Origin of the sequence: Mesorhizobium sp. LNJC394B00 (genome assembly GCF_000502555.1) — a bacterium.
In the GTDB taxonomy this organism is placed as follows: Bacteria; Pseudomonadota; Alphaproteobacteria; order Rhizobiales; family Rhizobiaceae; genus Mesorhizobium.
The window spans coordinates 270142-293358 of the sequence record NZ_AYWH01000004.1; the positions used below are offsets into that span (position 1 = coordinate 270142).

At 63.7% G+C, this 23217-nt stretch carries 26 protein-coding genes; 11 read left to right on the top strand and 15 right to left on the bottom strand.

The features are described 5' to 3' along the window. Positions 1-15: 15 nt before the first annotated feature. The 4 genes from X751_RS146825 to X751_RS146810 form a co-directional block, all read right to left on the bottom strand. Positions 16-714: a DnaJ domain-containing protein gene (locus X751_RS146825; protein ID WP_023700739.1), complete on the bottom strand. Its 699-nt coding sequence runs from the start codon at positions 712-714 to the stop codon at positions 16-18. Beyond that, complete coding sequence (locus tag X751_RS146820; protein ID WP_023745121.1) at positions 714-1445, bottom strand: hypothetical protein; 732 nt, start codon at positions 1443-1445, stop codon at positions 714-716. Before X751_RS146820 ends, X751_RS146825 begins: the two co-directional genes overlap by 1 nt. A 103-nt stretch (positions 1446-1548) precedes the next feature. Continuing rightward, a complete protein-coding gene (locus X751_RS146815; protein WP_023745122.1) occupies positions 1549-1986 on the bottom strand; it encodes a DUF1489 family protein in 438 nt (145 codons plus the stop codon). A 78-nt stretch (positions 1987-2064) separates the two neighbouring features. Beyond that, the gene (locus tag X751_RS146810; RefSeq protein WP_023696541.1) at positions 2065-3468 is read right to left on the bottom strand and encodes an L-serine ammonia-lyase; all 1404 of its coding nucleotides are present in this window, start codon (positions 3466-3468) and stop codon (positions 2065-2067) included. A 272-nt stretch (positions 3469-3740) separates the two neighbouring features. Here X751_RS146810 and X751_RS146805 point away from each other — a divergent pair, with 272 nt between their 5' ends. Continuing rightward, positions 3741-4484, top strand: coding sequence for a DUF599 domain-containing protein (locus X751_RS146805; RefSeq protein WP_023671004.1), 744 nt, complete (start codon positions 3741-3743; stop codon positions 4482-4484). Here X751_RS146805 and X751_RS146800 read toward each other — a convergent pair. The 7 genes from X751_RS146800 to X751_RS146770 form a co-directional block, all read right to left on the bottom strand. Beyond that, on the bottom strand, positions 4433-5230 hold the full coding sequence (locus X751_RS146800; protein ID WP_023684677.1) for a YdcF family protein: 798 nt from the start codon (positions 5228-5230) through the stop codon (positions 4433-4435). The two genes, X751_RS146805 and X751_RS146800, sit on opposite strands and share 52 nt — an antisense overlap. A gap of 7 nt (positions 5231-5237) precedes the next feature. Next, positions 5238-5750 (bottom strand): hypothetical protein, encoded by a 513-nt coding sequence (locus tag X751_RS146795; protein ID WP_023745123.1) that lies wholly within the window; start codon positions 5748-5750, stop codon positions 5238-5240. Position 5751: 1 nt separating this feature from the next. After that, positions 5752-7317: an amidase family protein gene (locus X751_RS146790; protein ID WP_023726660.1), complete on the bottom strand. Its 1566-nt coding sequence runs from the start codon at positions 7315-7317 to the stop codon at positions 5752-5754. Further along, positions 7317-7772, bottom strand: a complete 456-nt coding sequence (locus X751_RS146785; protein ID WP_023736575.1) for a GNAT family N-acetyltransferase — start codon at positions 7770-7772, stop codon at positions 7317-7319. Before X751_RS146785 ends, X751_RS146790 begins: the two co-directional genes overlap by 1 nt. A gap of 7 nt (positions 7773-7779) precedes the next feature. Next, a complete protein-coding gene (gene gatC / locus X751_RS146780; RefSeq protein ID WP_023670999.1) occupies positions 7780-8067 on the bottom strand; it encodes an Asp-tRNA(Asn)/Glu-tRNA(Gln) amidotransferase subunit GatC in 288 nt (95 codons plus the stop codon). A 110-nt stretch (positions 8068-8177) separates the two neighbouring features. Further along, on the bottom strand, positions 8178-8594 hold the full coding sequence (locus tag X751_RS146775; RefSeq protein ID WP_023670998.1) for a hypothetical protein: 417 nt from the start codon (positions 8592-8594) through the stop codon (positions 8178-8180). 44 nt (positions 8595-8638) lie between these two features. Continuing rightward, positions 8639-9346, bottom strand: coding sequence for a metal-dependent hydrolase (locus X751_RS146770; RefSeq protein WP_023670997.1), 708 nt, complete (start codon positions 9344-9346; stop codon positions 8639-8641). A 165-nt stretch (positions 9347-9511) separates the two neighbouring features. Here X751_RS146770 and ruvX point away from each other — a divergent pair, with 165 nt between their 5' ends. Further along, entirely contained in the window at positions 9512-10018 is a 507-nt protein-coding gene (ruvX, locus tag X751_RS146765) for a Holliday junction resolvase RuvX (RefSeq protein ID WP_023688595.1), read from the top strand. Here the strand turns inward: ruvX and X751_RS1000000165750 are convergent. From X751_RS1000000165750 to X751_RS146755, 3 genes are all read right to left on the bottom strand, one after another. Further along, positions 9936-10277, bottom strand: coding sequence for a DUF6105 family protein (locus tag X751_RS1000000165750; protein WP_023670995.1), 342 nt, complete (start codon positions 10275-10277; stop codon positions 9936-9938). The genes ruvX and X751_RS1000000165750 overlap by 83 nt on opposite strands. Then, the gene (locus X751_RS146760; protein WP_023726664.1) at positions 10277-10864 is read right to left on the bottom strand and encodes a hypothetical protein; all 588 of its coding nucleotides are present in this window, start codon (positions 10862-10864) and stop codon (positions 10277-10279) included. Before X751_RS146760 ends, X751_RS1000000165750 begins: the two co-directional genes overlap by 1 nt. 124 nt (positions 10865-10988) lie before the next feature. Then, a complete protein-coding gene (locus tag X751_RS146755) occupies positions 10989-12617 on the bottom strand; it encodes a DNA alkylation response protein (protein ID WP_023670993.1) in 1629 nt (542 codons plus the stop codon). A gap of 196 nt (positions 12618-12813) precedes the next feature. Between X751_RS146755 and X751_RS146750 the strand changes: the two genes are divergently transcribed. The 4 genes from X751_RS146750 to dprA are packed head-to-tail and all read left to right on the top strand — an operon-like array spanning position 12814 to position 16845. Then, positions 12814-13776 carry an aspartate carbamoyltransferase catalytic subunit gene (locus tag X751_RS146750; RefSeq protein ID WP_023684668.1) on the top strand — a complete coding sequence of 321 codons (963 nt, stop codon included), beginning with the start codon at positions 12814-12816 and terminating at the stop codon, positions 13774-13776. After that, the gene (locus X751_RS146745; protein WP_023684667.1) at positions 13773-15059 is read left to right on the top strand and encodes a dihydroorotase; all 1287 of its coding nucleotides are present in this window, start codon (positions 13773-13775) and stop codon (positions 15057-15059) included. The genes X751_RS146750 and X751_RS146745 overlap by 4 nt, the downstream gene beginning before the upstream one ends. Positions 15060-15115: 56 nt before the next feature. After that, positions 15116-15721 carry a glycerol-3-phosphate 1-O-acyltransferase PlsY gene (gene plsY / locus X751_RS146740; RefSeq protein ID WP_023696534.1) on the top strand — a complete coding sequence of 202 codons (606 nt, stop codon included), beginning with the start codon at positions 15116-15118 and terminating at the stop codon, positions 15719-15721. Continuing rightward, a complete protein-coding gene (gene dprA / locus X751_RS146735; RefSeq protein ID WP_023745124.1) occupies positions 15718-16845 on the top strand; it encodes a DNA-processing protein DprA in 1128 nt (375 codons plus the stop codon). The genes plsY and dprA overlap by 4 nt, the downstream gene beginning before the upstream one ends. 218 nt (positions 16846-17063) lie before the next feature. On the opposite strand, the gene X751_RS146730 is transcribed toward dprA, so the two are convergent. Beyond that, on the bottom strand, positions 17064-18206 hold the full coding sequence (locus X751_RS146730; RefSeq protein WP_023745125.1) for a hypothetical protein: 1143 nt from the start codon (positions 18204-18206) through the stop codon (positions 17064-17066). A 258-nt stretch (positions 18207-18464) separates the two neighbouring features. On the opposite strand from X751_RS146730, the gene X751_RS146725 reads away from it, so the two are divergent. The 5 genes from X751_RS146725 to X751_RS146705 all read left to right on the top strand — a co-directional run bounded on the left by X751_RS146725 (position 18465) and on the right by X751_RS146705 (position 23193). Further along, positions 18465-19349, top strand: a complete 885-nt coding sequence (locus tag X751_RS146725) for a dihydrodipicolinate synthase family protein (protein WP_023745126.1) — start codon at positions 18465-18467, stop codon at positions 19347-19349. 23 nt (positions 19350-19372) lie between these two features. Then, positions 19373-20032, top strand: coding sequence for a GntR family transcriptional regulator (locus X751_RS146720; protein WP_023706209.1), 660 nt, complete (start codon positions 19373-19375; stop codon positions 20030-20032). A 63-nt stretch (positions 20033-20095) separates the two neighbouring features. Next, positions 20096-21433, top strand: coding sequence for a sugar ABC transporter substrate-binding protein (locus X751_RS146715; RefSeq protein WP_023745127.1), 1338 nt, complete (start codon positions 20096-20098; stop codon positions 21431-21433). Next, complete coding sequence (locus X751_RS146710) at positions 21433-22371, top strand: sugar ABC transporter permease (protein WP_023745128.1); 939 nt, start codon at positions 21433-21435, stop codon at positions 22369-22371. Before X751_RS146715 ends, X751_RS146710 begins: the two co-directional genes overlap by 1 nt. Continuing rightward, positions 22372-23193, top strand: coding sequence for a carbohydrate ABC transporter permease (locus X751_RS146705; protein WP_023745129.1), 822 nt, complete (start codon positions 22372-22374; stop codon positions 23191-23193). It abuts the gene before it with no gap. The last annotated feature ends 24 nt before the right edge of the window (positions 23194-23217 follow it).

Genomic DNA, 23217 nt, shown 5'->3' on the forward strand with positions numbered 1-23217 from the left:
CTGCGTCGAAGGAGACTAGTTGTGATTGGAGAGCAAGACGTCCTTGGCTTCGTTGATCCGCGCCGCCAGGAAAGACGTGCCGCCGATGTCGGGGTGCAGGCGCTGCATCAGGCGGCGGTGCGCCTTGCGGACATCCGCCGCGGCGGCCCCCGCTTCAAGACCAAGGATCTTGTAGGCCTCCTCCTTAGTCATGGCGCCCGCACCTGGCGCAACACCCAGCCCTTCGCCACCGTTCGCCTCAGCGTCTTTGCGCCAGACGGGAAAACGGCCGTCAAGATACGTCTCTAGGAGCTGGCGGCTCTCCGGGTCGCCGGGGAGTTCGCGGTAAAGCTGCTGCAGCTCGGCCAGGCCCATCGCGCCCAGCATCTTGCCTTCATGGCGGCCGGCCAGAACCAGGCCTTCAAGCCCGCCCGTATCGTGATCAAGCTCCATTTCCAGTGCGGCGGTCCGCACCGTCGAGCGCTTGCCGGGCGCCGGCCCGACCGACGGCCGCTTCATTCGCATCGAACCGTACCAGGCAAGGGCCGCGGCCAAGATGAGGCCGGCAATGCCTTCGCGCCCGACCACCAGCACGGCAAGGCCAACCAGCGCCAGAAGCACCGGCCCGAGCGTGCGCATGCCGCTTGCCAGTTTTTGCGCATCGGCACGGACAAAGATCGTCGCCGCGCCGAGCAGCACCAGAAACAGTGCAACAAGTGCAATGATAGCGCCCATCAATTCCCGCCGCCCCTGAGATGCTCGATCAGCAGCCGATCTCCCGGCCTGTCCCTTGCCTCGAGCGCCTTCAATCCACCCGTCGCATAGACGGCAACCGCCGAAAGCAGCCCGGCCAAGGTCGCGGCAGCCCGCCGATCAAATCGGAACCAAGCCCCTTTGGACAGCCGCGCAATCTCCTTGAACGCCTTTTCTGCGCCGGGATCATGGCCTTCCTGGAAGACGAAGACGGGAACGCCGTGCAGACCGAGGCCCCCGGCCTTCTGCGCCAGGTCGTCGATATCCTCTTCCATGGCGTCGCCGATATAGACCAGAGCATTGACCTTGGCCGCCGCCGTTTCCTTCAGCGCATGCGCCAGCACCTTGCCGATCTGGGTGTGGCCGGCACGGCAGTCGATCCGCGTCATCAGCTGCTTCAGGGCATCAGTATCGGCGACAAAAGCCGACGAGCGGCACTCGCCCAACCCGCGAAAATAGGCCAGTTGGACGCTGAGAGTTCCGGCCTTGCCGACGGCGTCGAACATTTCGCCCTGCAGCTTGGTGGCGAGATCCCAGGTCGGCTGGCGGCTCATCGTGGCGTCGAGCGCAAGGATCAGCCGCCCGGAGCCGGTCGCGGACGCGGCAAGCGTCCGGGCCTGACGGATGAAGGCGTCGATCTCGCCGGCATTGGATTGAGGCTTGACCGGCGCAGGACTGGCCCTTGCGGGCACGCGCTGCTTCTTGTCGCTCATAAGAAGCAAGATGTGGCGTTGTCGGGCCCCTTGCAAGTCCAGCCTTGGACAAGATGAAGGGCCAGCGCTCGACGATCTGGGAGAAGCGGCCGCGCCCTTGGCTCTACAGCAAGCCCAGATCGGCGAGCTCGCGCTTCAGTTTCGGCGGCATCTCGACCATTCCGGCCTTGCCCTTGCCGATATCGGCGGGCGCATCCGAAGGTCTGAGATAACGCCAGCCCTGGAAGGCGCGGCGCGGCTGCCAGTCGGTGCGCACGACGTCGAGGTCGAGCATCAGGCGGCAACGGCCGATGCCTTCGTCGTCGGTGAAGGGCCTGATATCAGTGATCAGCTGGCGGCATTGCACGCTGCCCTTGATCACCCAATAAAGCGAACCCCCATCGGTCACCTCGGCGCCGCGCGCCGGCACCATGCGGGTGGTGTGCCAGTGCTCGGCGGGTTCGCCGGCGCGGCGGCGCTCATCGACGCGAAAGGTGATCCATTCTTCGAGGTCCTCGACGCTGTCGCAACCGACGCACAGTTTTAGGAGATTGAGTGCCATCGCTTAAGGTTTAGTCCGGCGCGCGATTGCGTCAACGGCCCTGCCCGACTTCTCCACAGTGCCAGTGGCGTTGCACGGTCAGCATTCCACGACATTGACGGCGAGCCCACCAAGGCTGGTTTCCTTGTACTTCTCGTTCATGTCGAGGCCCGTCTGGCGCATTGTTTCGATCGCGGCGTCGAGCGGCACGAAATGGACGCCGTCGCCTTTGATCGCCAGAGAGGCGGCGGTGACCGCCTTGACGGCGCCGAGCGCATTGCGCTCGATGCAAGGCACCTGGACCAGGCCGCCGACCGGATCGCAGGTCATGCCGAGATGATGTTCGAGCGCGATTTCGGCGGCGTTCTCGACCTGCTCGGGCGTGCCGCCCATGACGGCGCAGAGACCGGCGGCAGCCATCGCCGAGGCCGAACCGACCTCGCCCTGGCAGCCGACCTCGGCGCCGGAGATCGAGGCATTGGTCTTGATGATGCCGCCGACGGCGGCGGCCGTGAGCAGGAAGTCGCGGATGCTCGGCTGGTCGGCCTCGGGGTGGAAATGCAGCCAGTAACGCAGCACCGCCGGCAATGTGCCGGCCGCGCCATTGGTCGGCGCGGTGACGACGCGTCCACCGGCGGCGTTCTCTTCGTTCACCGCCATGGCGTAGATCGACAGCCAGTCATTGGCCAGCAAAGGGTTGGGCTTGTTCTGCTGCCATTGCTCCTGCAGCTTGTCGTGCAGCATGCGGGCACGACGGCGCACTTTCAGCCCGCCCGGCATGATGCCATCCTGCGACAGGCCGCGGTCGATGCAGCCCTTCATGGCGCCCCAGATCGCATCAAGGCCACTGTCGAGCTCCTCGCGCGACATATGCGTCTCTTCATTGATGCGCTTCATGTCGGCGATAGACAGGCCGCTTTTGCCTGCCATCTTCAGCATCTCGACGGCATTCTTGAAGGGATAGGGCACCTTCTTGCCTTCTGTGGTCACCGAGCCCTTCACCTTCATCCGCTGCAGCTCTTCCTCGGACACCACGAAGCCGCCGCCGATGGAATAGTAGATGCGCTTGAGCAGCAGCCGGTCGCCGGCATCGTAAGCGTAGAAGGCCATGCCGTTGGCGTGGCCGGTGAGCGGCGTCTTGCGGTCGAGCACCAGATCCGTCGCCGGGTCGAAGCGATAGGAGGGATGGCCGCGGGGCGATATCTGCTTCTCGGCTGCGACGCGCGTGGCGATGCCCTCGGCCTGATCGGGATCGACCGTCTGCGGTGTCAGGCCGGCAAGGCCGAGGACAACGGCGCGATCCGAGCCATGGCCGATACCGGTATAGGCGAGCGAGCCGTGCAGGCTGGCGCCAATGCGATCGACCTTGACGCCGGCCGGGCGCGGCCAGTCATCGCCGGCGATCTCGTCGAGAAACCGCTGCGCCGCCGTCATCGGTCCCATCGTGTGCGAACTCGACGGTCCGATGCCGATCTTGAACAAGTCGAAAACCGAAAGAAACACGCTGCGCCGTCTCCGGGAATGGGATCAAGACCTACATATAGGACTTTCCATGATGTTTGTGCTGTTTTGCGGATTGCGGCGCTGCACCTGCCGACCTTGTTTGCTCCGGCAGCGACATCCCCGGCTGAAAGCGCGTCGCGCTGAAACGGGTTCATGCGACGCGCTTTAAGTTCTTGTTTTAATGCATGTGGTTGTCCCAGAACCGCAGCTCACTTCTGGGCGACATGCTTTGGAGCATCGAACTGACCGCTTTGCCTGTGGTAAAAGGGGGCATGGGCGATTCCTTCCATCTGTCGACGGCTGATCTGGCGGCGCTGGCTTTTTTCCTGCTTGCATGGTTGCTGCATACGCTGGCGTCCGACGGCAGACTGGTCAGCCGGGTGTCGTTGACGATGGCCATGAACGTGCAGCGCGAGGCCTGGATGCGCACCATGGCCGAGCGCGAAATCCGCATCGTCGACACCGCCATCATGAGCGGCCTGCAGCAAGGCACCGCCTTTTTCGCCTCCAGTTCGCTGATTGCGCTCGGTGGCTGTTTCGCGCTGCTTGGCGCCTCGGATCAGGTCCTTGCCGTGCTGAACGACCTGCCGTTGAACGCGACCTCATCGCGCTCCGCCTTTCAGATCAAGGTCTTTGGCCTGGTCCTGATCCTGGCCTTCGCCTTCTTCAAGTTCGGCTGGGCCTACCGTCTCTTCAACTACTGCACGATCCTGATCGGCGCGGTGCCGATCCCCTATGGCGAGGCGTCACGCAACCCGGTCAGCGAAACGGCGGTGTGGCGCGCGGCGCGCATGAACATGCTGGCCGGCAAGCATTTCAATTCAGGCCTGCGCGCGGTGTTCTTCTCGATCGGCTATCTCGGCTGGTTCGTCGACCCGATCGTGTTCGTGCTGTCGACGCTGCTGCTACTGGCAGTGCTGGTGCGGCGTCAGTTCTTTTCCGCCGCAAGGCAAGCCGTGATCGGTCAGCCGCCCGGGCCGGGGAAAAGCTGGTCGATCCGGCCCGACAGCCAATAGGCGGCGAGCCCGATCCACTCGCGGATCGCCATGGTCGTGGTCTGCAGCGAATCGGGTGCGTTGTCGCGAAACAGGCCAAAGCCTTCCTTGCCCGAGGTGCGATAGTCGACCGGCCACGGGACCGTGTGAAAGCCGGCCTTGTCGAACAGCGCCTTGGCGCGCGGCATGTGGAAGGCGGAGGTCACCAGCAGCCAGGTTTCGCCCGATTTCGGCGTTACCAGTTCCTTGGTGAAGACGGCATTCTCATAGGTGTTGCGGGATTTGCTCTCGAGCATCAGGCGATCGGCGTCGACGCCAAGCGCACCGAGCAGCCGCGGCGCGGTGGCCGCATCCCCCTCGCCATCGATGAACAGTTCACCGGTGCCGCCCGAGATAACCACTTTCGCCTCGGGAAAGCGCCGGGCAAGGATCGCCGCCTCGACCATGCGGTCGCCGCCGGAATTCAGCTCATAGCCGCCGCGCGCCAAGTTGATGGCGCCCTCGAAGCCGCCGCCGAGCACGACAATGCCGTCGACCTTCCGCGGCAGCGGCGGCTTTGGGAAGCGCTCTTCGAGCGGATTGAGCATCATGGCGCCAAGCGACGTCCAGGCCGACAGCGCCAGAATCAGGAAGGCGAACACACTGCCCGTCGCCGCCAATCGCCGGCGGCCGATCAGCGCCGCGAGCAAGCCGGCAAGCAGCAGGAAGATCGCCAGGTTGAGTGGTTGGACGAAGAACCAGAAGATCTTGGAGAGATAGAAGAACATTGCCTGCCTATCTCCAGCTCAAATTGTGACGGCCGGTGAAGTGCTCGACCGCACTCGCTACCGCTTCCGCTTCGAGGCGGCTTAACTCCCTGCCGAAAACAAGGACGCCGTTCGCGTTGGTCAAGCTGATGACTTCCGACAGTTCCACTTCGTCCGTGGGATAGGTGTGGTCGAGGATTTCGACCCTAAGATGCCCTTTCAAAGGCAGTGACCACCGATTTCGCAAAGAACCCCTCACCGAGCGCACGGCTGCGGTGTCGGTCAGCCGCAGGGTTTCCCTGCCGAACACCCGCCAGATGAAATCCTTGCCCAGGAAATAGGTGAAGAGGGCAATGACCGCCACGAAGGACAGCAGGCCGAGCGTGCCGCTGGTGAGCGTCAATCCCATGTAGCCGGTGTAGGCGACGATCGCGGCCCCGATCAGGACAAAGACTGTCCTGAAATCCGAGGTGCGTGGCGGGTTCGTGATCAGCAGTTCGTTTCCCGTCTCGACGATGGAAATGCGAGACGGAGGCGGCATGCTACCACCACTTCTCCGGCTGGAAGGTTCCCGCCGCCTGCTCGATGACGGCGGCTGTCTGGAACAGGGTTTCCTCGTCGAAGGGGCGGCCAATCAGCTGCAGGCCGAGCGGCAGGCCCTTGGCATCGAGGCCGGCAGGCACGGCAATGCCCGGCAGTCCGGCCATGTTCACGGTCACCGTGAAAATGTCGTTGAGGTACATTTTGACCGGATCGGCGGCCATGTCCTCGTCAGCGATGCCGAAGGCGGCCGACGGCGTCGCCGGCGTCAGGATGACGTCGACGCCGTCGGCAAAAACCGTCTCGAAGTCGCGCTTGATCAAATTGCGCACCTTCTGCGCCTGCAGATAGTAGGCATCGTAATAGCCTGCCGACAGCACATAGGTGCCGATCATGATGCGACGCTTGACCTCCCGACCGAACCCGGCGGCTCGGGTCTTTTCGTACATGTCGACAATGTCCTGGCCCGGCACGCGCAGGCCGTAGCGGACGCCGTCATAGCGCGCCAGATTGGATGACGCTTCGGCGGGCGCAACGATATAATAAGCCGGCAAAGCGTATTTGGTGTGCGGCAGCGAGATGTCGACGATCTCGGCGCCGGCATCCCTGAGCCAGGCAATGCCCTTCTGCCACAGCGCCTCGATCTCTTCCGGCATGCCGTCGACGCGGTATTCCCGGGGAATGCCGACCTTCATGCCCCTGATCGGTTTGCCGATCGCCGCCTCGTAATCCGGCACCGGCCGGTCGACGGAAGTGGTGTCCTTGGCGTCGACCGAGGCCATGGACTTCAGCATGATCGCGGCATCGCGCACGTCCCGGGCGATCGGGCCGGCCTGATCGAGCGACGAAGCGAAGGCGACGATGCCCCAGCGCGAGCAGCGGCCATAGGTCGGCTTGATGCCGACGGTGCCGGTGAAGGCGGCTGGCTGGCGGATCGAGCCGCCGGTGTCGGTGGCGGTGGCGCCGGCGCACAGGAAAGCCGAGACGGCGGAAGCCGAGCCCCCCGACGAGCCCCCCGGCACCAGTTGGGCATTGTCCAGCGTGCGCGCGGTCTTCGTGCCGCCGGCCGAAACGAAACCGCCATCGCCCTGATGCGTGGTCGGCATCACCACCGTGTCGAGGCGCGAACGCCGCCACGGATTGACGACAGGGCCGTAATAGGAGGTCTCGTTGGACGAGCCCATGGCGAACTCGTCCATGTTAAGCTTGCCCAGCATGACGGCGCCGTCTGCCCACAGATTGGCGGTGACGGTCGATTCGTAGCGCGGCTTGAAGCCGTCCAGCACATGGCTGCAGGCCTGGGTGTGGATACCTTCGGTGCCGAACAGGTCCTTGATGCCGAGCGGGATGCCTTCCAGCGCACCGCCCTCGCCCTTGGCCAGTCTGGCATCCGACGCCTTGGCCATGTCGCGCGCCTTGTCGCCCGTGACGACGATATATGCGTTGAGGACCGGATTGGCGCGCTCGATGGCACCGAGATAGGCCTCGGTGATTTCGACGGCCGAAATCTCCTTGGCGCGCAGCTTGGCGCGCGCCTGCGAAATTGTCAGATGGGTCAGTTCGCTCATCAAAGGCTCTTTTCGTAAAACACCGACCACTCGGAATCGGGATAATCCAGCACCGGCCCGCAGCGCGAGAAGCCGGCGCGTTCGTAGACGGTCCAGGCGGCGGGATGGCGGTCGCCGGTTTCAAGCACCAGGCGCTTCAGCCCTTCGCTGCGCGCCAGCGTTTCGACATGTTCGACGATCTTGGCGCCGATCTTCCTGCCTCGATGCGAAGGCCGCGTGTACATACGCTTGACCTCACCGACGCGGGCATCATGGCGCTTCAGCGCGCCGCAGCCGATGGCTTGCCCGTCGTCGCGGGCGATAAAGACGGTGGTGTCGTCGCCAGCCATCTGCTCGACCGTCAGATGGTAGCAATGCTCCGGCGGCGTCAGTTCGAACAGAGCCGCGTTGAGCTCCTCGACCAAAGCGCGGACATCGTCCTGCAGCGGCGTTTCGACGGCGATCTCGATTGCCATCGGCCAGCTACTCCACGACCTTCGGCACGAGGAAGAAATTCTCGTCAGTGGCCGGCGCGTTGGCGACGATATCGGCAGCCTTGTTGCCGTCGGTGACGATGTCTTGGCGCTTCTTCATCTCCATCGGGGTCACCGATGTCATCGGTTCGACGCCGGAGACATCGACCTCGTTCAGCTGCTCGACAAAGCCCAGAATGGCGTTCAGCTCGCCGGTCATGCGCTCGGCATCCTCCTCGCTCACCGCAATGCGGGCGAGACGCGCGACGCGCTTCACAGTTTGCAGATCAACGGACATGTCTTTAGCCTTTGGGAAAACCAGATGGCGCTATAGCGGCGTGGCGCGTGCCGCGCAACATCGATCGTGCTTGGGGATAGAGCCCGTTCATGCCAGGGCGGCATTTCAGCCTAGGGCAGCGATACACCCTCGCACAGATAATAGCTGCCGCCATTGCCGGCCTGCTCGCCTTCGTCGGCGGTCGGGCGCACCGAGACGATGTCGATTTGGGTCGCGTTCATCTGCGTGATCGACAGTATATCGGGAAAGAGAAAGCCCGGCTCCTGGCAGATGGCAGTGACCGCCCAGCTCGGCGAGCGCGTCGCCTTGGTGACCTGGACGAACTCGCAATTATACTCGACGCTTTGCAGGCCGTCCGCCGACAAGATGACATTGCCGGTGTCGATCAGCGTCTGCAGCGTGTCCTTTTTGGCTTGCGCGCAAAGCTCCTGGGTCTGGAGGTAAACGCCCTTGATGAAGTCCTCGGCGGCGGATGCGGGCGACGCAGCGACCAGCATCGAAACGCAAAGAGTCTCTCTCAAACCCATGGTTTAATTCCCCTTTGCGACAAGGGATCGTTTCAACGATCGCTCTATAGTGTGATCGTTTGGCCGATGGCTGGCAAGGCTACGTCGACACCTGATCCTTCGAGGCCGGCCACGAACTTCTCCGCCGTCGCGTCGATGATCGGGAAGGTGCCGAAGTGGCATGGCACGACGGTGTCGAAGTGGAAGAAGCGCCGGCAGGCCAGGGCCGCCACCGCGCCGCCCATGGTGAAGCGGTCGCCGACCGGCACGAGGCCGATCTTCGGCTCATGCAATTCCTCGATCAGCGCCATATCGGAGAAGATGTCGGTGTCGCCCATATGGTAGAGCGTCTTGTCCTCCGGGAAATGCAGGACCAGCCCGTTGGGATTGCCGAGGTAGACGTTCTGGCCGCCATCGAGCCCAAACGACGAGGAATGCAGTGCCTGCACGAATGTGGTGGTGAAGGCACCGCAATCGACGGTGCCGCCATGATTGCCGGGATTGATCTTCTTGCCGTCGACGCCCTTGCCGACCAGGTACATGCAGATCTCGTAATTGGCGACCAGCTGGGCGCCGCTCTTCTTCAGCACCTCCACCGCGCCGCTGACATGATCACTGTGGCCGTGGGTCAGAAGCACATGGGTGACGCCTTCCGCCGGCCCCTCCCAGCCGCTCGTCCATGATGGGTTGCCGACGAGATAGGGGTCGATCAGGATGTTCGCGCCTGATGTCTCGACGCGGAAGGCGGAATGTCCGTACCAGGTCAATTTCATCGATCGTGTTCCTCGATTTTGGTTGCGCCGGAAGATAGAACGCCGGCAGCAAAATTAAAGTGACATAGTGTGCTCGCGGTTCAAAAGAACGTGTCGCGCTCTTTGTGACGGCAAGTCTGGGTCACGGTTAGACTGGGTCACGGTAAAACTGGTTGGGGAAAGCCGTTGGGCATCATAGCAATCGAGGATCTGCCGGCACGGCTGGAGGGCGGCAGGACGCTGGCCGGGCTCGACCTCGGCGACAAGACGATCGGTGTCGCCGTTTCCGACCGCGGCCTGTCCTTCGCCCATCCGCGCGCGGTCATCCTGCGCAAAAAGTTTTCGCTGGATGCGGCAGCGCTGCTCGCCCAGCTGCAGAAGGACAATGTCGGCGCGTTTGTACTCGGTCTCCCCATCAACATGGACGGTTCGGAAGGTCCCCGCGCCCAGAAGTCGCGCGCCTTCGTGCGCAACATGGCAGGTATAACCGACCTGCCCTTTGTGCTGTGGGACGAGCGGCTGTCGACGGTGGCGGCGGAGCGGACGCTGATCGAGATGGATTTCTCGCGCCGAAAGCGCGCCGGCAAGATCGATTCGGCGGCTGCGGCCTTTATTCTGCAGGGAGTTCTGGACCGGCTCCAGTCGCTTGACCCACGCGATCGGACGGAACCGGATTCCCCGCCTGCCGCCTGACCCAGGCCATGATGTTGCGGCGGCGGCGAAACGCCCACAATGCCATCAGCAGGAAGCCGTCGAAGATGCAGGCCCTTGCCACCATGCCCGGAATGATCGCCGGATCGATGCCCAGCATCTGCCCGTAGAGCTGAAACACGAAATCATGCAGCTGCCGGCTGAGCATGACGTAGCCGAAATTGATGTCGTTGAGCGACAGGAAGAACCAGCCCCAGAACAGAGCGAGTGGCGCGGCCCACAATGCGAACAGCGTGCGCATCAGTGACCGTCCCTGCGGCTGGAGCCGCCTCTGCGACCGCTGGGACCAATGTCCGGACGGCCGGAAATGCGCGATAGCAAGGAGCCGTGCGCGGCACCCTTGGCCATGGCATGGGCGGTGGCGCGGCTCTCTGCCTCCCGAGAAACCATGACAGCGAAGACCGACCTCCGCTCGGCCAGCATGGCGACATAGGAGGCCAGAAGTGCCGCCAATTGCACGGCGACAACCAAAAACAGGCCGTTGATGCCTCGCGCTGCGCCGCCGATCAGGATGAGCGACAACACCGCGGATGCCGAAATGAAGGCGGTCCGCGCCACACTGTCGGCTTCGTCCGGGCTCGCTGCGGCGTTAACCAGGCTCTCGACGAAGACCCAGCAAAACAGCACCGCCACGACCAGCAAGGCGATGGCCAGCGGCGCCACGACGGCAGCATTGTCGAGATCGGCCAGACGAGTGTTTTCCACGACGACGCCGAGCACGCCCAGAGCGCCCGCAACGCCGCGGTTTCCATCGACACAGATGAACGCCAGCAGGGCGAAAACCAGCGCCCAGTGCAAGGCCAGAAAGGACGTCAAAATGTGCCGCATGGCATTCCTGCTTTGGTGACAAAGACAGTGGGGTCTGCGGCCTGCGGCTGCAACGGAAACCATTCGTTAAGGTTAACGGCTGTCCACAGGCAGGCAAATTCGTTCACGGCCTGGCGGAAGGCCCTCAATTCACCGGCGGATAGAGCGTGTCGATGATCATGCGCGCATCGTGGCGCGAATCGAGCATGCCATAGGTGTTGCGCCACTGGCCGGCGAGCCGCGTCTCGACGAAGGCGTCCGCAATCCGCCCTGCCCCCAGCCGGCGCAATTCCGCAGCTGCCGCCGACAGCGCCAGCTGTTCGGTCAGCAGGCGGGCCGACCCCTCATCGGTGCCGGCGACCTGCATGGCCGCCTTGAGCACGCCAATGGTTCCGCGTCCGCCGGCGCCGAGATCGCGGTCGATGCCGGCCAGCACCTCCTCGAACAGGCCGGGCGCGCGGCCGAGCACGCGCAGCACGTCGAGCGCCATGACATTGCCTGAGCCCTCCCAGATCGCATTGACCGGGGCTTCGCGGTAGTAGCGGGCGAGCGGCGCTTCCTCGACATAGCCATTGCCGCCGAGGCACTCCATCGCCTCATAGAGCAGTGGCGGCGCGATCTTGCAGACCCAGTATTTGACCACCGGGGTCATGGCGCGGGCAAAAGCAGCCTCGCCGCGGTCGCCGGCAGCCTCGTCGAAGGAGCGCGCCAGTCGGAACGAGAGTGCCGTGGCGGCGGCGACATCGAGCGCCATGTCCGCCAGCACGCGCTGCATAAGCGGCTGTTCGATCAGCGTCGAGCCGGCCACCTGGCGGTGACGGGCGTGATGCACGGCCTCAGCCAGCCCCGCTCGCATGATTGCCGACGAGGCGACGGCGCAGTCGAGCCGGGTCAGCGTGACCATGTCCATGATCGTCTTTATACCGGCGCCGGGCTCGCCGACCATCTCGCCGATGGCGTTGACGAACTCTACCTCCGATGAGGCGTTGGAGCGGTTGCCGAGCTTGTCCTTCAGCCGCTGAAAGCGGAAGCCGTTGCCGGAACCGTCGCCGAGGATGCGCGGGACGAGAAAACAGGAAAGCCCTTCCGGCGCCTGTCCAAGCACGAGAAAAGCGTCCGACATCGGCGCCGACATGAACCATTTGTGGCCGGTGAGGCGATAAAAGCCGCTGCCGGCGCGTTCGGCCCGTGTGGTGTTGGCGCGCACGTCGGTGCCGCCCTGCTTTTCGGTCATGCCCATGCCGAGCGTCAGCCCGGCCTTGTCGACCGGCGGCTTCTGGCTCTGGTCGTATTTGCGCGTCGTCACGCGCGGCGCCCATTCGCGAAACAGCTTTGGGCTGGCCATCAGGGCGGCCAGCGAAGCGCTGGTCATGGTGATGGGGCAGAGATGCCCGGTCTCGAGTTCGGCGGTCAGGTAGAAACGCGCGGCGCGCACCTGATGGCGACGGCCGATCTCGCTATCGCCGTTTTCCCAGATCGAGGAATGCAGGCCGCCGGCAACCGAGCGGCGCATCAGCGCATGATAGGCCGGATGGAATTCGACGAGGTCGATGCGCCGGCCCTGACGGTCATGCGTGCGGAGCTTCGGCGTCTCGACATTGGCGAGGCGCGCCAGCTCCTGCGCCTCCTGCGTCAGGACGAACCGGCCAAGCCCGTCGAGGTCCTTGCGCACCGGATCGGAAAAACGCTCGGCAAGCTGGATCAGCAACGGATCGCCCCGCCAGGCGTTGCCGCCCGTCAGCGGCGGCGGCTGGTTGGTCACGTCGTCGGTCACGCCCAATCCTTCTGAAAGTAGAAGGGCCTTCTAACGGTAGAAAGGCCTTATCATCACAAGGCTTCGAATCCGAAGCAATCGGCTAGATATAGCCCAAGCCAGGCGGCGCGCGCGACGAAAATACCGGGGAGAAAGGCCGCAATCCCAAGCTGGCGCTTGCGGCAAGGAATTCTCCCCCCTATAGCAGCGCCTTGAGATGACCGACGCTTCGTCCCTGCCGCTTTATCCTCACCGCCATCTTCTGGGCATCCGCGATCTTTCCCCCGGTGATATCGAGCTCCTGCTCGACCGGGCCGATCGCGCCGTCGCCATTTCGCGGCAGTCCGAAAAGAAGACCTCGACGCTGCGCGGCCGCACCCAGATCAACCTCTTCTACGAAGCCTCGACGCGCACGCAGTCGTCGTTCGAACTGGCCGGGAAACGGCTCGGCGCCGACGTCATGAACATGTCGGTGGCGAGCTCTTCGGTGAAGAAGGGCGAGACGCTGATCGACACGGCGATGACGCTGAACGCCATGCGGCCCGACATCCTGATCATCCGCCACCAGTCTGCGGGCGCCGCCGCCCTTTTGGCGCAGAAGGTCGGCTGCTCGGTGGTCAATGCCGGCGACGGCGCGCATGAACACCCGACGCAGGCGCTGCTCGACGCGCTGACCATCCGCCGCGCCAAGGGGCCGCTGTCGAAACTGATCGTAGCGATCTGCGGCGACATCCTGCATTCGCGCGTCGCGCGTTCCAACATCATGCTGTTGAACGCGCTTGGCGCGCAGGTGCGGGTCGTGGCGCCGTCGACGCTGCTGCCCACCGGCATCGAGAAAATGGGCGTCATCGTCTCGCGCTCGATGGCCGAGGGCCTCAAGGGCGCCGACGTGGTGATGATGCTGCGCCTGCAGCGTGAGCGGATGGAAGGCGCCTTCGTGCCTTCGGTACGCGAATATTTCCGCTATTTCGGCCTCGATGCCGAAAAGCTGAAGGCCGCCAAGGACGGCGCGCTGGTGATGCATCCCGGTCCGATGAACCGCGGCGTCGAGATTGCGTCCGAAATCGCCGACGGTCCCCAAAGCGTCATCCAGGAACAGGTCGAGATGGGTGTCGCCGTGCGCATGGCGGTGATGGAAGCGCTGCTCGACCCGCGCCGCAACGAGGGCCGGGTGGCATGAGCACGACGGTCTTTGAGCGCGCCCGCATCGTCGACCCGTCACGCGGCATCGACGAGGTCGGCACCGTGATCGTCGAGGGGAAAAAGATCGTTGCCGCCGGCAAGGCTGCCCTGAACCAGGGCCTGCCGGCGGGAGCCACCGTGGTCGACTGCGCCGGCAAGGCAATCATTCCCGGCCTGATCGACGCGCGCGTCTTCATCGGCGAACCGGGCGGCGAACATCGCGAGACCATCGCTTCGGCCAGCGTTGCGGCGGCGGCCGGCGGCGTTACCTCCGTCGTTATGATGCCCGACACGGACCCGGTGATCGACAATGTCGCGCTGGTCGAATTCGTGCTGCGCACCGCCCGGGACACGGCAAGCGTCAACATCTTTCCGGCGGCGGCGATCACCAAAGGCCTCGCCGGTCGCGAGATGACCGAATTCGGCCTGTTGCGCGAGGCCGGTGCGGTCGCCTTCACCGATGGGCGGCACACAATATCCAGCGCACTGGTGATGCGCCGGGCTCTCACCTATGCCCGCGATTTCGGTGGCGTCATCGCACATGAGACACAGGATGGCGACCTCGCTTCGGCAGGCGTGATGAATGAAGGCCTGTATGCCAGCTGGCTCGGCCTTGCCGGCATTCCGCGCGAGGCCGAGTCCATCCCGCTGGAGCGCGACCTGGCGCTGGCGCGGCTGACGCGCGGCGCCTACCACGCGGCCAAGATCTCGACGGCGACGGCAGCGCAAGCGGTGACGCGGGCGAAAGCCGACCAGGCCAATGTCACGGCGGGCGTGGCGATCCACAATCTGTCGCTGAACGAAAACGATGTCGGGGAATACCGCACCTTCTTCCGGCTGACGCCGCCTTTGCGCGCCGAGGAAGACCGGCTGGCCATGATCGAGGCGGTCAAGGACGGCACCATCGACATCATCGTCTCCTCGCACGACCCTCAGGATGTCGACACCAAGCGCCTTCCCTTCGCCGATGCAGCTGCCGGCGCGATCGGGTTGGAGACGCTGCTTGGAGCAGCGCTTCGGCTCTACCACAATGGCGACGTGCCGCTACTTCGGCTGGTCGAAACACTGTCCACCGCACCAGCAAGGCTGTTCGGCCTGCCGGGCGGCACGCTGAAGCCGGGAGCGCCGGCCGATCTTGCGCTGATCGACCTTGAAGAACCCTGGATCGTGAGTGAAAGCGGCATCCGCTCGCGCTCGAAAAACACCTGCTTCGAAGGTGCGCGGCTGCAAGGCATGGTCTTGCAAACGCTGGTGGCGGGCCGCACAGTGTTTTCGAGCTAGAGCGATCGCGCCACGTCGCAGACCGATATGTTGCTGGGGAAATGCGGGGGCAAACAATGAGTTATAACGTTATCCTGGCATTGCTGTTCGGCTATCTCCTCGGCTCGATTCCCTTCGGCCTCTTGATCACCCGCGCGGCCGGCCTCGGCGATGTGCGCAAAATCGGCTCCGGCAATATCGGCGCCACCAACGTTCTGCGCACCGGCAACAAGGGCCTCGCCGCCGCGACGCTGGTGCTCGACGCGTTGAAGGGTACGGCGGCGGTGATGATCGCGCGCCATTTTGGACACGACTACGGACTGTGGGCCGGCCTTGGACTCTGGGCGGGCCTTGGCGCCTTCCTTGGCCATCTGTTTCCGGTCTGGCTCGGTTTCAAGGGCGGCAAGGGCGTGGCGACCTATCTCGGCGTGCTGATCGCGCTCGGCTGGCATGTGGCGCTGATTTTTATCGTCGTCTGGCTGGCGATGGCTTTTCTGTTTCGCTATTCCTCGCTGGCAGCGCTGACGGCGGCGGTCATCGTGCCGATCGCGCTTTATTTCTGGAGCACACCTGAGACCGCCGGGCTGTTCCTGGTGATGAGCCTGATCGTCATCTTCAAACATCGCGCCAACATTTCGCGCCTTCTTGCCGGCACCGAAGGCAAGATCGGAGCCAAGGGTTGAGCAAGCCCGCCGCCGGGCCGCGCCTCAGCGACTGGCAGCGGCTGAGCTGGCTGCGGCTGATCCGCACACAAAATGTCGGCCCGGCCTCGTTTCGCGAATTGATCAACCGCTTTGGTTCGGCGGAGGCGGCGTTGGAGATGCTGCCCGAGCTGATGATTTCGGGCGGAGCCAAAAGGATCATGCGCATTCCTTCCGTGGAGGAAGCCGAAGCGGAACTCGACGCAGCCAGTGAAAACGGCGCCCGCTTCGTCGGCATCGGCGAGGCCGACTACCCGCCGATGCTGAAAAACATGGACAATCCGCCGCCACTGATTGCCGTGAAGGGCGAGGCAGCCGTCTTTCGCCTGCCGGCGGTGGCCATCGTCGGCGCCCGCAACGCGTCGCTCGCCGGCATCAAGATGGCGCGCATGCTGGCGGCGGATCTTGGCCGCGACGGCTACGTCATCGTTTCCGGCCTGGCGCGCGGCATCGACACGGCAGCACACCAGGGCAGTCTCTCGACTGGTACAGTGGGTGTGCTGGCCGGTGGGCTCGATGTCCCCTACCCGCCCGAAAATATCGGCTTGTGCGAAGACATTGCCGAGCGTGGCGGCGCCGTTATTTCGGAAATGCCGTTCGGCTGGCAGCCGCGGGCGCAGGATTTTCCGCGCCGCAACCGGCTTGTCGCGGGCGCCGCCCTCGGACTGGTGGTCATCGAAGCTGCGCAACGCTCCGGCTCGCTGATCAGCGCGCGCCTGGCCGGCGAGATGGGCCGGCTGGTCTTTGCCGTACCGGGTTCGCCGCTCGATCCGCGCTGCGCCGGCTCCAACGGCCTGCTCAAGGACGGCGCCACCCTGGTCACCGAGGCGGCCGATGTTTCCGGTGCGATCGCACCCTTGGCGGGCACGCGAACGCGAAGCATTGCGCCGCCAGAAAAGGCACCCGATTTTTCGGCAACTCCCCCGCCCGGTGAGGACGAACGCAGCGGCGTGCTCGAAGTGCTAGGCCCAACGCCGGTGGGCGTGGACGAGATCATCCGCCACACCGGCCTCAACGCCGCGCAAGTCTCCATGGTGCTGCTGGAACTCGACCTTGCCGGCCGCATCGAGCGCCATGCCGGCGGCAATGTCTCACTGGTTTCGTGACGTTCCAGCCGATCCCGCCGCACGTCGGCCGCAACTCACGCGTCGAGGGTCACGCCGGCGGCGCCAACGCCGGTACAGATGCCACCGCAGGGTATTTTTCCAGGCGGCTCTCGGAAAAGCACTCCGCCATTCCAGGGCTCTCCGTTGCACTGACGATCACGCTCGCAATGGCATACTCGACAGCTGACGAAAACCGGGCTCGACAGTCTGCGCATCAGTCAGCGGAACAGATACTTCGATACCTCCGGATTGCCTCGGCGCCACATCACATTGTCCAGAAAATAATGATGCACATTGATGAAGATCAGCACGATGAAGAAGAACAGCGATGACCCCAGCACTTGCCTGTCATAGGGAATCAAGGCCGTCAGCGCGGATGGGATCAGCCAGAAGCCGAGATAGCCAAGGGCCGTGCCGCCGACGATAAAGCCGACGAGCCGAAACCTGTAGAGGGGGCCGAGAAAGGACAGGATTTTCGGCTGCGGATCGCTTTCGGCATCGGAACTGTCGCGCTCGACGTTCGTCTGGTAGCGCCAGACCACGGCGAGATACTGCAGCGAGTGGAGCGCGGGCACGATCAGCAGCCAAAGCGGGTTTACGCGCGCAATCAAGATCCAGAGATAGAGCGACGCCACATAGGCCACCAAACCGTTATAGGGCAGGCCGCCGCCGTTCTTCCGCCAACGATTGACCAGCATCAAGAGCGTGGCCGTCGTCGACGCAACGGCCGCCAGCACGCCGATGTCGGTAATCCAGGAAGGGGCCGCGAATGTGTAATAGTCCAGGCCATAATATTTGCCCTGGGTGACCGCCGTATTCGTCTGCAGCCATGCCAGGATCCACACGGCATAGGAGTTGACCAGCAGCACCTTCTTGTCGCGGTCGTTGAAGAATTTGCGCTTCAGCACCGCATCCACCATCAGCATGCCGTAGCCCTGCTTGACGTAGTGCCAACCGACAAAAAAGAACATGGCGTTGGTGGCATAGCCGAGCAGGCGCGTGTTCGCCGCCGCCGCGCCATAGGCGAAGAACCCGGCCATGGCGAGGGGCACGACAATGCCCGCGAAGATGTAGCGAAGCTGCAGGCTCCTGTCGTAGCCGTCGCCCGTCACCTTGCGCCCGAAATTGCGGTAGAAAAGCTGGTAGGAGTGGGCGAAGTGGGGATAGTTCACGAGATAGGCAACGATCACCATCGTTGCGGCCACCGGACCCTCATATTCGAGCGGAACGAGAAACAGCACCGGCAGGATGAGAAACGCGCTGCCGCCCAGCATGAGGAAATCGGCGACCGGGCCGAAGAGGTACTTTTGAGGCGCCGCCGCCTTAGGAGCGACAGCATCCGCCGAAAGCTGAAGTGTCATGTCAGAACCTCCCCTGGGAAAGGCTGAGTTTAGCCATCGACTGGGATGGGGACAAGGTTGGAGCTGCCGCTCCGCGCCCGAACACTGGGCCATCCTGCTGTTTCGCCAATGGTCTCGATCCGCCATGGCTTGAACCCGTGAACCTCTCGATAAAAAAGGTGGGGGGCCTCCGCTGTTAAAAAAAGCGCACCACCCCAATTTACGACTAACATGTTAGTGTGCTAGCACAGCATACATACCTGCTTCGGAGACCTTCCGGTGACATCACGCTTTGGCCTTTCGGCCGCTCTCGCCACGCCTTTCGATGCCCGCGGGCAGATCGCCACCGCCCCCATGATCGCTCAGGCCGAAAGTTGCCTGGCGCAGGGTTGCGGCAGCGTGACGCTTTTCGGCACCACAGGGGAAGGCGCATCGGTGGGCACGACGGAGCGGCGGTCGGTGACCGAGGCCATGCTGGCTGCTGGAATCCTGCCGCATCAACTCGTTGCCGGCGTGCTGGTCGACGCCGCCGAAGACGCCGCCGAACAGGCACAGCATGCCTTGCAGCGAGGCGCCCGAAACATTCTGCTGGCCCCGCCGAGCTACTTCAAGAATGTCGGCGAGGACGGCCTTTTCGGCTGGTTCTCCGCCGTCTTTGCCGCGCTCGGCCCCCTCGCCCGTGACGTGCTGCTCTACAACATCCCTTCGGTTACCATGGTGCAGCTTTCGCTTGGCCTGATCGGCCGGTTGCGCACTGCTTTTCCCGACGTGGTCGCCGGGGTCAAGGATTCCGGTGGAAATTGGAGCTACAGCGAGGCGCTGCTTGCCGCCCATGGCGATCTGGTGATCCTGATCGGCGATGAAAGGCATCTGGCGCGTGCGGTGCGACTGGGTGCTCAAGGCGCAATCTCGGGCATGGCCAATTTCGTCCCGGGCGAAATCCGCGCCATGGCCGAGGACGGGCGCGACGATCCTCGCGTCGAGAGTTTTGTGCTCGAATTGCTCAAATATCCGGTCACCCCGGCGGTAAAGGTGATGGTGGCGCGTAAGACCGGCGACGAGCGCTGGCTGGCGGTCCGTCCGCCGCTGGAGCCGATCGCGTTGCAAGGGCAGCAGCAGCTTGCCTCAGCCTATGACAGCTTGTTTGCCAGGGAACCGGCCTGACCGGCAAAAGGAAGCGCGCCGAAATGGAAGACGGCAACGAACCGACCACCCTCAGGGAGAAGGCCTATGCCAGCTTCACGCGGCATTTGCTGGCGCGCGACTTCAAGCCAGGCCAGTTCGTGTCGCAACGTGAGCTGGTTGCCTTCACCGGACTGCCGCTCGGCGCCATTCGCGAGATCGTGCCGCGTCTCGAGGCGGAAGGACTGCTGACGACCATTCCGCAGCGCGGCATGCAGATCGCCCATATAGATATCAGCCTGATCCGCGAGGCCTTTCAGTTCCGCCTGTTCATGGAGCGTGAAGCGGTGGCGCTGTTTACGGTCAGCGCCTCCGATGCCGAGCTTGCCCGCTTGCGGCGCGAGCATGAGGACATGCATGCCCAGGCGCTTGCGCAGACCCCGACGCCGGAGATGGAGGCCAAGGCGCAGACCATCGACTGGGCCATGCACGACACGTTCATCGATGCGCTGGGCAACGAGATCATCGCCAAGGCCTATCTGGTCAATTCGGTGAAGATCCGCCTGATCCACCAGGAGCGGTTCCGTATCGACGGGCGCGTCGTGCCGGTGATGCGCGAGCACCTGGCGGTGATCGAAGCCATGGAGAGCCGCGATCCAGGGAAGGCGGTCGAGGCGATCAGTCTGCATATCGACAAGGCGCGCCGGCTGGCGCTGCAGATCTGAGGAAACCTGAGCCGCACCGCGGTCCGCGATGCAATCGATAACGACAACAACCGGGAGGAAGAAATGTCGTGCAATCTGTTCAACCCAACCAGGAGGCAACTGCTTCAGGGAACCGCGGCGCTTGCCGCCGCCGGCTTTGCGGGCGTTCGCCCAAGCTTTGCCGCCGGCGTCGACTGGAAGCGCTTTGCGGGAACGACGCTTGACGTCAATCTGGTGAAAAGCCCGCGCAGCGACACGCTGATAAAATACATCGCCGAGTTCGAGGAACTGACCGGGATCAAGGTCAATGCCGAAGCGACGCCGGAACAGCAGCAGCGCCAGAAGACGGTGATCGAACTGAGCTCCGGCAAACCGAGCTTCGACGTCGTGCATCTGAGCTACCACGTGCAGAAGCGCCAGTTCGAAAAGGGCGACTGGCTGGCCGACATATCAGGCTATCTCGCTGACCCGACCCTGACCGATCCTGCGCTGGTGGAAACCGATTTCGCCGATGCCGGCATGCTGTTTGCCAAGGACGGCCAGGGCGTGCTGCGCTCGCTGCCGTTCTCGGTGGATTACTGGATCGTCTACTGGAACAAGGAATTGTTCGAGGCCAAGGGCCTCAAATACCCTGAAACCTTCGAGCAACTGGTGGCGGCCGCCGAAGCGCTGACCGACCCGTCGACCAACACCTACGGCTTTGTCGCCCGCGGCCTGAAAAACGCCAACACGCCGGTATGGACGTCGCTGATGCTCGGCTACGACATGACGCCGCTCGATGACAAGGGCAAGCTGCGCACGACCTCGCCCGAGGCGATCGAGGCCGCCAGCCTCTACCAGCGGCTGATGACCAAGTCGGCGCCTCCAGGCGTCACCGGATTCAACTGGGCCGAAGCCCAGTCCGCCTTCCTGCAAGGCAAGATCGGCATGTGGTTCGATGGCGTCGGCTTTGCCCCGCCGATGGAAAATCCGGAAAAGTCGCGTGTGGTCGGCAAGGTCGGCTACGGCGTCATGCCCAAGGGCCCCAAGGCGCATGCCGCGGGCACCTTTGGTGACGGCCTCGGCGTGACGGCCACCAGCGAGAAGAAGGAAGCTGCCTATCTGTTCTGCCAGTGGGCGATTTCGCCTGCGATGGGTGCGCGCCTGCTGCAGGCTGGCGCCGGCGTGCCGTTCCGCAAGTCGGTGCTGGAAGACCCCAAGGTGCGCGAAGGCGTCACCATGCCGGCGAGTTGGCTCGATGCCGTGGTCGGCTCGGGCAATGTCAGCCGGCTGTCGCTGCCGGTCATCATTCCGGTCACCGAGTTCCGCGACATCTATGGCGTGGCGCTGACCAATCTGATCGCCGGCGCCGATCCGGCAGAGGAACTGAAGAAGGCCACCGAGCAGTTCCAGCCGGTGCTCGACCGGAGCGAGCAAGGCTGATGTCCGCCATCACCCCAGAACGCACCGGGGTGACGACGCAAGCCATCGAAGGGGGCCAGACCATCCGTCTGGCTCCCAACTACTGGCCTTTCGTCGTCCCGGCGCTCGTCGTCGTCGGCGCCGTGATCGTCTTTCCCTGGGCCTTCACGCTGTGGATGAGCGTCAACCGCTGGACCCTCGGACAGGCGCGAAGCTTTGCCGGGATGGAAAATTACCTGCGGCTGGCAGTCGACCAACGCTTCTGGGAATCGCTTTTCCATACGCTGACCTACACGGCGCTTTCGGTCGCGGCGCCGATGTTCCTTGGCACTGTCGCGGCGCTGATCTTCGACGCCAAATTTCCGCTGCGCGGCCTGTTGCGCGGCGTCTTCGTCATGCCGATGATGGCAACGCCAGTCGCCGTGGCGCTGGTCTGGACGATGATGTTCCATCCCCAGCTTGGCGTGCTCAACTATCTGTTGTCGCTGGTCGGCATTCCGGCGCAGGAATGGATCTTTAACGCAAGGACGGTCATCCCGTCCCTGGTTGCGGTCGAGACCTGGCAGTGGACGCCGCTGGTGATGCTGATCGTGCTGGGCGGCTTGGCCTCCGTGCCGCGCGAGCCCTTCGAGAGCGCCGAGATCGACGGCGCCAACGCCTGGCAGCAGTTCCGCTATCTCACCTTGCCGATGATCGCGCCGTTCCTGATGATCGCCATGATCATCCGCACCATCGATGCGCTGAAGAGTTTTGACATCATCTACGCGATGACCCAGGGCGGACCGGGCACGGCCTCGGAAACCATCAACATCTATCTCTACAACACCGCCTTCTCCTACTACGACATCGGCTATGGCTCGGCCATGGCCGTGGTGTTCTTCATCGTCATCGTCGCGCTGTCCTTCATCCTGCTGATGCTCCGCCAGCGCTCCCAATGGATCAGGGTGGAGGGCAAATAGATGAGTTCACGGCTGCTCAACCGGATCGGGCTGTTTTTCGCGGCTCTGGTCTTCGTCTCGCCGGCGATCCTGTTCTTCCTCTGGATGATCTCGCTGTCGCTGAAGTTCGAGATCGACAACGGTGCCTACCCGCCGATCCTGATCCCGGAACATCTCGCCTGGTCGAACTATGTGAAGGTATTCGAGGAGCACAATTTCCTGCTCTATTTCTGGAATTCGGTTCTGGTGACGGGCACGGCAACGTTGCTGGCGCTGCTGATCGGCGTGCCGGCGGGCTATGGCATCGCGCGGCTCAAGGCCGAACGCTCGGCGGTGGTCATCATGATCGCCCGCATGACGCCGGGGCTTTCCTATCTCATTCCGCTGTTCCTGCTGTTCCAGTGGGTCGGCATTCTCGGCACGCTGTGGCCGCAGATCATCATCCATCTGGTGGTGACGGTGCCGATCGTGGTCTGGGTGATGATCGGCTATTTCGAGACCACGCCGATGGAGCTGGAAGAAGCGGCCAACATCGATGGCGCCAGTTCCTGGCAGGTGTTCCGGCTGGTCGCCTTGCCCATCGCCAAGCCGGGCATTGTCGTCGCCTTCATCCTGTCGATCATCTTCTCATGGAACAATTTCGTCTTCGGCATTGTGCTCGCCAGCCGCGAGACCCGCACGCTGCCGGTCGCCGTCTACAACATGCTTTCCTACGAGCAGGTGAGCTGGGGTCCGCTCGCCGCCGCAGCACTTGTGGTCACGCTGCCGGTGCTGGTGCTGACCCTGTTCGCGCAAAGGCAGATCGTCGCCGGGCTGACCGCAGGCGCCGTCAAGGGCGGCTGAGGCACGGCCCCGACATGACTCATT